At 60.3% G+C, this 9,038-nt stretch carries 13 protein-coding genes; all 13 read right to left on the bottom strand.

Going from position 1 to position 9,038, the window contains the following annotated elements; genetic code table 11:
- Positions 1 to 218: 218 nt before the first annotated feature.
- The 13 genes from JD971_RS14595 to JD971_RS14535 are packed head-to-tail and all read right to left on the bottom strand — an operon-like array spanning position 219 to position 8,946.
- A complete protein-coding gene (locus tag JD971_RS14595) occupies positions 219 to 455 on the bottom strand; it encodes a hypothetical protein (protein WP_202084520.1) in 237 nt (78 codons plus the stop codon).
- 23 nt (positions 456 to 478) lie between these two features.
- Complete coding sequence (locus JD971_RS14590; RefSeq protein ID WP_202084519.1) at positions 479 to 832, bottom strand: hypothetical protein; 354 nt, start codon at positions 830 to 832, stop codon at positions 479 to 481.
- A 1-nt stretch (position 833) separates the two neighbouring features.
- Positions 834 to 1,271, bottom strand: a complete 438-nt coding sequence (locus JD971_RS14585; RefSeq protein WP_202084518.1) for a phage tail tube protein — start codon at positions 1,269 to 1,271, stop codon at positions 834 to 836.
- A 12-nt stretch (positions 1,272 to 1,283) separates the two neighbouring features.
- A complete protein-coding gene (locus JD971_RS14580; protein WP_202084515.1) occupies positions 1,284 to 1,673 on the bottom strand; it encodes a DUF3168 domain-containing protein in 390 nt (129 codons plus the stop codon).
- On the bottom strand, positions 1,674 to 2,114 hold the full coding sequence (locus tag JD971_RS14575) for an HK97-gp10 family putative phage morphogenesis protein (RefSeq protein ID WP_202084513.1): 441 nt from the start codon (positions 2,112 to 2,114) through the stop codon (positions 1,674 to 1,676).
- Positions 2,114 to 2,437 carry a head-tail adaptor protein gene (locus JD971_RS14570; protein WP_202084511.1) on the bottom strand — a complete coding sequence of 108 codons (324 nt, stop codon included), beginning with the start codon at positions 2,435 to 2,437 and terminating at the stop codon, positions 2,114 to 2,116. The genes JD971_RS14575 and JD971_RS14570 overlap by 1 nt, the downstream gene beginning before the upstream one ends.
- Positions 2,434 to 2,943: a phage head-tail connector protein gene (locus tag JD971_RS14565; protein ID WP_202084509.1), complete on the bottom strand. Its 510-nt coding sequence runs from the start codon at positions 2,941 to 2,943 to the stop codon at positions 2,434 to 2,436. Before JD971_RS14565 ends, JD971_RS14570 begins: the two co-directional genes overlap by 4 nt.
- 47 nt (positions 2,944 to 2,990) lie before the next feature.
- The gene (locus JD971_RS14560) at positions 2,991 to 3,215 is read right to left on the bottom strand and encodes a hypothetical protein (protein WP_202084507.1); all 225 of its coding nucleotides are present in this window, start codon (positions 3,213 to 3,215) and stop codon (positions 2,991 to 2,993) included.
- Positions 3,216 to 3,269: 54 nt separating this feature from the next.
- Positions 3,270 to 4,670: a phage major capsid protein gene (locus JD971_RS14555; protein WP_202084505.1), complete on the bottom strand. Its 1,401-nt coding sequence runs from the start codon at positions 4,668 to 4,670 to the stop codon at positions 3,270 to 3,272.
- The gene (locus tag JD971_RS14550) at positions 4,558 to 5,418 is read right to left on the bottom strand and encodes a head maturation protease, ClpP-related (RefSeq protein ID WP_202084503.1); all 861 of its coding nucleotides are present in this window, start codon (positions 5,416 to 5,418) and stop codon (positions 4,558 to 4,560) included. The genes JD971_RS14555 and JD971_RS14550 overlap by 113 nt, the downstream gene beginning before the upstream one ends.
- Positions 5,408 to 6,694, bottom strand: coding sequence for a phage portal protein (locus tag JD971_RS14545; RefSeq protein WP_236672401.1), 1,287 nt, complete (start codon positions 6,692 to 6,694; stop codon positions 5,408 to 5,410). The genes JD971_RS14550 and JD971_RS14545 overlap by 11 nt, the downstream gene beginning before the upstream one ends.
- Positions 6,695 to 6,710: 16 nt before the next feature.
- Entirely contained in the window at positions 6,711 to 8,522 is a 1,812-nt protein-coding gene (locus JD971_RS14540) for a terminase large subunit (RefSeq protein WP_236672120.1), read from the bottom strand.
- Positions 8,512 to 8,946, bottom strand: a complete 435-nt coding sequence (locus tag JD971_RS14535; RefSeq protein WP_202084499.1) for a P27 family phage terminase small subunit — start codon at positions 8,944 to 8,946, stop codon at positions 8,512 to 8,514. The genes JD971_RS14540 and JD971_RS14535 overlap by 11 nt, the downstream gene beginning before the upstream one ends.
- Between the last annotated feature and the right edge of the window lie 92 nt (positions 8,947 to 9,038).

The following is a 9,038-nucleotide window of genomic DNA, read 5'->3' as shown; positions in this document are numbered from 1 at the left end:
GCGACGCTCCTACGTATCAAAGGTGAAAGGGGATTCGGCATGAAGATATTTGGCGTTCTGACTTACGTCGGCGCGGTGCTAGGCGCGATTTTGATATTATTGTCATTCGGTATGCCCGGGGCGGCACAACAAGGGGCCGCAGCGGCAGTCGGGTTGTTTATGGTCGCTGCACCCTATTGCGTGCATGGCATTATGTACCGATCGCGGCACAATCGCGATTAAACCGCAAGCGACTGCATGATCGCCAGCATCTGTTCCGGTGTCTGCGCTTTCCGCTTGTCGCCCAAGACCTGGTTAAGGGGCGGCATCTTCTTAGCCCGCTGAAAGGCGGCTCCATGCCATGCGCCATACATCATTTCCCGATGCGCTGAGCGCTCGCGGTTCGTATATCCGGCGATCGCTGCTTTCAAAAGGCGAGGCGTCTGCCGCCAGAACACTTCGGGGTCATATCCCATCTCTGCCCATAGCTGGAACAGTTTCAGCCAGTCCCAACCTTTGCTTTCCTCGGAGCCTTTCCCGGCTTCTTATCCTCCGGCGCAGGCATCGCCAGCAGCAACGCCGTTTCCAGCGCCGCCTTGGCCGACAGAAAACCTGCATCAGTGATGATATTACCAGCCTGCTCAATCGTGCATTCGTGCTTTGCCTGTAGCGCCGCCCAAAGCAATCCGCGAACAAGCCGCGTGCTGGTCCCGCCGGAATAGCGGGCAAGCAGCATGTCGATATCCATGCCTAACTGCTCCTCGGCGAGGCACAGCGCATTTATGTCGCAAAGAAGCGTATAGGTTTCCTCGCCCGCCTTCAGCGTCGTCTCACCTCTGATTGCATTCGGCATGTTATGCGCCCGCCGCAGCCTGCGTGACCGCGTAAGCAACACGAATCGTCACCGTGGCGGTCATGCGATCATCCATCGGAACATTCTTCGCGAAGCCCTTCACAATGCCGAGGAAGCTGAACTCCTGATCGACCGTCCCAGTCGGGATAACGATCTTCATTGCACGCGACGCGTCGTCCTCCTGCGCGCTTTTGATCAGCGCATCGGTATCGGAGCCCGGGATCCAGTTGATACCGATCGTGATTTCGCCATTGTCGATCAGGCCGGGGATATATTCGCGCTGGCGACCGGGCGATTCAAAGTGTGTTGCCTCAGCGTCGGCAGTCTGGGGGTCGGGAAGCCCGATCTCGATAACCTCGGCCACCTTCGCGAGGTTTGCTGCGGTCACATTGGTCGAAAGGTGAAACTGGGCACCATAGCCGATCACTGCGTCAGTCATTTGTCATTACTCCTAAGAGGGTTGCCACCAAACAATCGCGTCCAGGCTAATCCTGAACACGGCACCGACGCCCGCCACATCTTCGACTGTTTGGCGTTCGGAATTGAGGAAAGAAGGGGAAAACGTCACCCCGCCTGCAACTGCGCTTTTTTCAAGTGCAGCGGTCAGGGCGCCTCGGATTTGCAAGAGCATCTCGTCATCGTTCGACCATATATCGAACTGGACAGTTTCACCCCGAAAACCAGACGCGCCATCGTATGTATAGCCGCGATCAAGGGTGACTTTCTGCAAGGTGATCGCGGGCAGCGCTGAGCTCTGCGCCCGGACCAACCACGAAATCTTCTGGACGAGCGCCGAGAGTCCGGCGTCGGCCAACAGGCGAGCGCGCAACGCTGCTTCCATCTATCTGCCCCGCTCGGCCTTGCGGCGTTCCCGCGCTGCCGTCTTCTCGATTTCAATGCCAAGGTGCGCGCCGATCAAATCAAGCACGCTGTAACGGGTGAGGCTCCAAGCGGGCCGCATATAGGGCTGCGCTGGTTCTTTGAATGTCCCGAATTCTTGCGTGATAGCCTGCGGGTGCTGCCCCGGCCCGACATACATTTCGACGTCTGCGATGCTGCCCTTATATCCTCGCTGAGAGCGGGCGAGAGTAGCGCTGACCTTGATACCCTCTTTGAGGTTGCCTTTATCCGTCGGCGCCAGCGCTCTTGCGGCCTTAGCAAGCGGCTCCGCTCCCTTTCGTAGCGCGTTCAAAGCGGTCCTACGGCGAGTTGCTTTCGGCAACTCTCCTAGAGCGCGCTCAAGTTCGCGCATACCGATGAGCTGGACGACCTCACGAGCCATTAAGAGACCCTAACCGCGGTCACTTCCATCTGACCTCGTTTTGGCGCGTCGAGTGCAATGCCCTCAATGTCCCATACCCCGGCGAACAGTATTCGGTCCCTGACCGTCAATGCGCGAGTTCGCGCATTAATCCTGACCTGGAAAGTTGCGGATTGGGTGCCCTGCTCGACTGCTGCTTGGCGGCGCTCAGCACCTCTGCCGTAGAATATGGCAGCGTATTCCTGCTTGTACTCAGCCCATTGTTCACGAACATTGCCCAAGGTGTTTTCTACTTGGGTCGCCCGTTCAAAAACGATCAGGTCGCGGCGGCGCCCGGCGCTCATGCGACCCAAGCCTTTTTCGTCCGGCACAGCCGCTTGGCGGTTTCCTCCGCCGCCTGAAACACTTCACCGCCTTCACGGTCGGCATCATAGCCGCCAATCAGTACCAACATTGCCCGAACGAAGTTGCGAGGAACATCGGCAGGCGTCGAATATCCTGCAATATAGGTTACTTCCACCACATCTCCGCCGTTTAGACGGGGCCAAGCGGCATCGGCTGCAGGCAGAAGGCGAGCCGGGCGAACTGCGCTTAGCAACCTCGCATCTGCGAGCACAGTACCTGACACCGTCACGATCACTGTTTCGTTTGAAATCGGCCAATGTCGCAGCTGCAGCCGTTCGAAACTGGAAAAGCGTTCGCGAACCTCCCTCGGTTCAAGCAAATGGCCGGTATATTCTTCGACCCACCCAGCGGCGTCCTTGATGAAATCCGCGATAGTATCGTTTTCATCATCGCCGATGACGCGCAGTTGACGTTTTGCCTCATCAAGCGAAACCGGAAGCGCCATGGCAGTCTCCTATGAAGACGCGCCGACCCGAAGGCCAGCGCATCCATTCAACCCTTGTCCAGGTCCTTCAGGTTCTTCTCGACCGCTTCCGATCCCGAAAGCGTCGGGTCGTTGAAGTCGATCTTGTTCTGCTCGGCCGACGTACCTGCACGCGGGTCATTGTCGACGGCGGGATGCTCCATGTCGACGTCGGGGACGATCTGCTGCGGCGCACCGGACGTATCGACGTTGTCGGCGGGCTTCACGCCATTGCTGTCGGGTTTCTTGGTCATGAATTGTCTCCTGGTTCATCAGACCCGGGCCGGGGCGAACCCGGCCCGACTGAATTAGGTACCCGTGCCGATGCGAAGCGCGCGCATGGGCTCGGGGTTGTGGACACCGCCGCCGACGCGCTTGGTCGTGTAGAAATGCACGAACGGCTTGTTGGTGAACGGATCGCGCAGAACGCGGATACCGATGCGGTCGACCACCAAATAGGTGGCTTCCATGTCGCCGTAGAGCGCGGCGATGTTCCCCGCGGCGACCGGAGGCATGTCGGTCATTTCCACGACCGGCGCACCACCAAGGGTCTGGGGCTGGCCCGAGGCATAGGACGGTTGCCACAGATAGTTATTCTGCCCGTCCTTCAGCTTGCGCGCGCTGCCCATGGCGAGGCGATTGATGAACAGCTTCGCGTTCTGCGCATATTCGCTCGGCAGGTCGTACATGAGGTCGAGAAAGCCATCGCCGGTGAAGGCAGCAGCCGCGCCGCTGTTCAGCACCTTGATCGCACCATAGGGGTGGCGCGTCGCGTTTGCAGCACCTTCCACATAGGTCAGAACACCGTGCGGCTTGTTCGAACCGTCGCCCGAGAGAAAGGCGATCCCTTCCTGGCGTGCAAACTCGGTATCGACCTCGCTGGAAAGCCACTGTTCCAGATCCACGGCGGCATCGTCCAGCAGACCCTGCGAAATGGCGGGGTTTGCATAAAGCTCGCCGGGCTGAAACTCGACCTGGCCGATCTGCGGAGTGGCAGTGGTAGGCCGGGATGCCGTCTCACCGACCCAACCCGAACCGACATTGCGGTCGCTGAAGAACTTCTTGAAGCCGGCGCCGGAAATCGTGATAACGCGGCTTTCGGCGCGCATCGGGCTGATCTTCTTCAGCTTTTCGCCGATGGTGCGGTCCCATTCGATCGGCGCCAGATAACCGCCGTCCGCATCGGTGCCCTTCTGCATGGCGGCCTTGATGTCGCTGTCGGCGTTATCGCCCTTGCGCATGTGCTGCTTGAATGCCGCGGTATATTCGGGGTCGCCCTGAATATCGCCGATCACTGCGCCATTGCCGAGTTTGGCCGCAGCGGTGATCTTGGCCTGCTCATCGACTGCGGCCTGCAGTTCGCTGAGGGCGGCATTGATCGTTTCGAGCTTGTCTTTCGTCACCACATCTTCGCGGCCCGCCTTGATTTCGTCGAGCTGCTGGGTGTGCGTAGCCTTGAACGCTTCGAAGGCGGTCGCCAGTTCCGGAATGGAAGCGGGCGTCTTGGGCTGGGCTTCGGCGCGCACGGCAACGAGGCCCCGGCCCGTCGCGGCAGCGCCGCGCAGGTTGGAAATCATATTCATCGTCATTGTCCTTTCAGACGGTGAGGGCTTGAAACAGGACGGAAAGATCCGCCTGCGGTTCGTTGCCAGCGCTGGGCGTGGCGGGTTCGGCAGCGTTGTGCGTGCCAATCGCGCGATAAAGATCACGACGCGCAGACCGCGGCATGTCATTCTTCGCGAGAAACCGGTCGAGCGAGGCTTTGTCGCTCGGGAAATCATTCGCGGACGCATAGACCGGCATTTCGGCCTCGCGCTCCATCATCACATCGGCGAGGCCAGCGTCGATCGCCTCCTGCCCGCGAAAGAACACGTCCTTCCCGGCGATCATCGCGTCGAACTCGGCCTTGTCGCGCCCGGTGCGGGCGGCATAGGTGCTGGTCATCGCATCATCGATGCGGCCCAGCGTCTCCCACCCGTCCTTCATCTCCGACTTGGTGCCGAAAAACAGACCGCGGGCCTCATGGATCATGATCTCGGCATTATGGGCGATCGCGATTTCATCGCCAGCCATCGCAATCACCGAAGCAGCCGACGCCGCGATGCCGAGAACTTGGACGTTCACCGGCTGCGTGTGCCGGCGAAGGAGGTTGTAGATCGCCACCCCTTCGAAATAGCTACCGCCGGGTGAGTTGATCTCGACCGTCACCGGCTTGTTGCCGATCTGGCGCAGGGCTCCGGCAATACGGGATGCCGAGACACCCCCGCCATCACCATCGTCGCCGATGTAATCGAAGATCGAAATGGTAGGCGTGCTGCTGGCCAGCGCCCGGACCTCGAAATGCTGAAAGTCGGGCGCCAAAGCGGTCGTCTCGAATTTCCATTCGGATCCGCTGCCGATACCAGTGATTTCTGGGGGCCGCTGTGCGCGAACCTGCAACAGACCTTTACGACGCATCCTGCATGTCCTCTTCATTGATCGCCGCGGCGCTCGTCCCGTTGCGCGGCAAGTCGTCGCCGTCAGGGCGCGGATTACGGTCAAAGGCTTCCCGCACTTCATTCTGCGAAAGGTAACCGGTGTTCGGACCCAGAGCCGCCTTGAAGAATTCGGCCTGGTCTTTCAGCGATCCGCGCAGCAGCGCGCCCTCGTTCACCTTGGCGTACATGGTGTCCTGCTCGCGCTCGTTCAGAAGGCACATCCAGATGGCCTCTTCCCAGATGACGAACCACGGCATCAGGCAGTAGGTTACGAAAAACAGCCCCAGCTGCTCGATGCCGCTGCCCCAGCTCGTCTCGTCGAACATCAACAATGGGCGGGGAACGCCGGAAAACCGCGCGACCTCTTCCGCTTCGCCCTGCATCAGTTCGCGCAGCTGCGAATCCCTTGCCGAGGACGCAAACAGCTTCGCCTTCAGCCCCTCTTCCAGCACCATCCAGTCATCGGATGCATCGGCGCCCGCATAGTCATCGCGCAAACTTTGCTTCAGCAGGCTGATAGCCTCTTCGCCCAGCGTCTGCTCCGTTTCGAGAGCGCCGCGGGCCATGGACCCCTTCGTCAGCAACCGCGCTGCGGCGTGCTGCGCCTTCAGGGCCAGCCCCAGCGTATCGGTCGCTACGTCCAGCAGCTTGACGCCGTTCAGACCGTCCAAGGTCATCGGCGAACGGAAATGAAACACATCGTCGGATTGCAAGGTCACCGATCCGCCTTTCGGGCGATCGTATTTGAACGTCAGCTGCCAACTATCGGACAATTGCGGCGTGACCCGGCGCCGCGGCAAAGGCACCAACTGGCGAACCGCACCGCGCGAGCGGATCTTCATCGCGTAGGCATTGCCGTCCAGCAAAGCCGCCAGTTGCATGTAGCTCTTAAACTGTCCCGCCGTTTGAAAATCGTTGGCCTTGCGATGCAGGACGTTGAACAGCGGGTGGTCCTTCGCCTTCTCGGTCGTGCCATCGTCTTTGCGGCGCATCAGGTGGATCGGCAGCATGCCCATCGAGCCGGCTATGAGCGACATTGCCCGGAAGAACGTGCTGTTCCGAAGCGCCTGAATCTCGTTGACCGCGACACCGGCCACGCCAATACGGCCCCCGCGCATCATTTCGATCAGGGCCGGATCACTCAGATCGAGTGTCTGATAAGCCGTAATCGGCCCTGAAACTTTCGGGCCGACTGCCTGCGGGCTGGCCACAGACCGGCGGAACCCGGCCCGCTTCCTGTAATCATCGGGCGACATCACCACATCCGCCCTCCTATATCCTCAGCACGCCGCGGGAGGCGTAAACCGATTTCTTTTTAGGCTTCTGCGCAGCGGTTGCTGCGCCAATGCCCATCGCAATGGTCACCATGCCGTCAATGCGCCCGCGTGATCTCGCCTTGTCAAAACACCGGTTGCCTTGCCCGTCTTCGTCCATATGGACGTTGCCCGCGCACGAATAGGTCACCGGCGAACTGTCGATGACGACACGGCATTCAAGAATTGCGTCTTCCGTCCGTGTGATCGAATGAGGCATGCAAAGCTGCCGGTCCTCGAAGATTACTTTCTTGCCCTGAGCATGCTTCACGATCCGAAGCCCGCGCCCCTCAGGCTTGCCCGGCCCGTCGTAGAGCCATGTTTCAAGCCCCACCTCATTGCAGGCCTCTCGAAACTCCGTCACAAAAGCTATGTCGACGACGAGCTCGACAACGTCGTGCGCCGCAACAATTTCCGCGACCTGCTGCGCGACAAACGTGTAGTCGATCGTCGAACCCGGCGTGGCCGTCAGATACCCGTCCTCGACCCAATCCAGATATGGCGCCCGATCTTCCTCAGCGCGATCTTCCAGACCTTCCCTGACTGTCCAGTACCAGGTCTTCGAAGCAAGCAGCCCGCCGTCACCAGCTTCCCATGTGCCGGTCAGCGCGGTCAGATCGTTCTTGCGAGACAGATCGAGCGAGAGCCAGCACTTGCGGCCGCGCATGGCCCGGCTATCCACCGCGCCCTGAACCGCCGCCCACTTTTCCTCATCGATCCAGAAATCCGCGGCACCGATGTCAATTCCGAAATACAGGCGCTTTACGCTCGACTTTGTGGATTGCCGCAAAGTCGCTGCAGCCACCGTCGCCCGCAGGTTTTCTATCGGGAACGTCTCGCCAAGGGCAGGCAATGCCTTCGCCCATGCCGCCTCATTCTCGAATATGGTTTCGCGGTCCTCTTTATCGACCCGGGCAATGAACGCGAACGAGCTGTCGTCCCGCGCCTCGCCCTTCGCAATCGCCTGGTACATTTCCGAATAGCTCGTGCCGACCAACTGCGATGTAGCGGGCGTGTTCGTGCCGAGCACCATCAGCGCATTGCCGGCCACTTTGTCGATCGCCCGCTTCCATGTCTCGATGGAGTGGTCGGACTTGAATTCGTGTATCTCGTCAGCCCCGACGAACGCCGGGCGCGGACCAGACTGGCTGTCGCCGCCCGCCAGCGTCCGGAAAAAACCACCTGAATCGGGATGCTCGATCTTCCAAGCGTTGTCGCCTTCGCCGCGAATGATAACCTCGCCGCGGCTCTCCAAGCTATCGCCGTCCGCTTCGCCCGGTATATCCGCCCGGCACATAGCCACCGCGTCCCGGAACGGAACGCTGGCTGTCGCCTTGTCCTGACCGATCAGAAAGCACTGGGCTCGCGGGATATTGCACCACCCCATGATGTAGACCCCGATGGCCCCCATCAGCGGAGATTTAGCCTGCCCCTTGCCGGTCTCCCACCATCCGGTGCGAAACCGCCATCGGCCCGTCGACGTGAGCCAACCGAAATGCGAGCCGACAACGAACGTGTGCCAGCTTAGCGGGTAGAACGGCTCCCCAGCCCTTGGCCCATCGGTGACACTGAACACCGCTGGCAGAAACCCAAGCGCATGCGCAGCCGCTTCCGGCTTCCAGTAAAGCCCGCGGCTCGCTCCATCCTTCAAATCGCGCAGGTGACGTTCAGCGGCGTGCTTGACCAGTTCTCCGCACACGAACTTCCCAGCGACAGCATCCTTTGCCCAAGCTGTCGTAGGGTCGGCTTGCGCCAGATATTTATTGTGCAACGGGCTTCAGGTAATTCGCCGACGCCGTTTTGCGTTCGGTCCGCTTCTGCACCTTCGTGACACTGCTACGCCGCCGCGGGGTCAGACCCAGGTCGGCTTCAAGCCGCTCGGCATCGGAACCAGCCTCGCGCATCGCTTGAAAGTAGGGGCTCAGCCGGGCAATCGCCTTCGGGTTGCCCCGCTTCGGCTTCGTGACCGCTCCGTTCTCTGCGACATCACGCGAACACCGGTCGTAAAGAATATACGAGAGGACGAGCCTCTGCACAGCATGCGCGTTCGACGCGGCAAGCGTATCGCGATCCCGCATTTCGTTCGTCACACGGCGCCAGTGACCGGATGCGGCTTCCTGCTCCAGCCCATCGGACAACAGCAGCGCCCAATCCGGTTCAGCAACGATCCCGCCAGTGCCTTCGACTGCGTTCATAGCATCTCACCCCTTCGGGGTGCCCCGAACTTTTTGTTTCAGAATTGCTTTCGGTGCACACGGTGGGCCGACACCGGTCAGGAGGAATCTCA

The organism is Croceicoccus sp. YJ47 (genome assembly GCF_016745095.1).
Lineage (GTDB): Bacteria > Pseudomonadota > Alphaproteobacteria > Sphingomonadales > Sphingomonadaceae > Croceicoccus.
The sequence above is the reverse complement of the archived record's forward strand: the minus strand, read 5'-3'. Positions and strand labels throughout refer to the sequence as shown.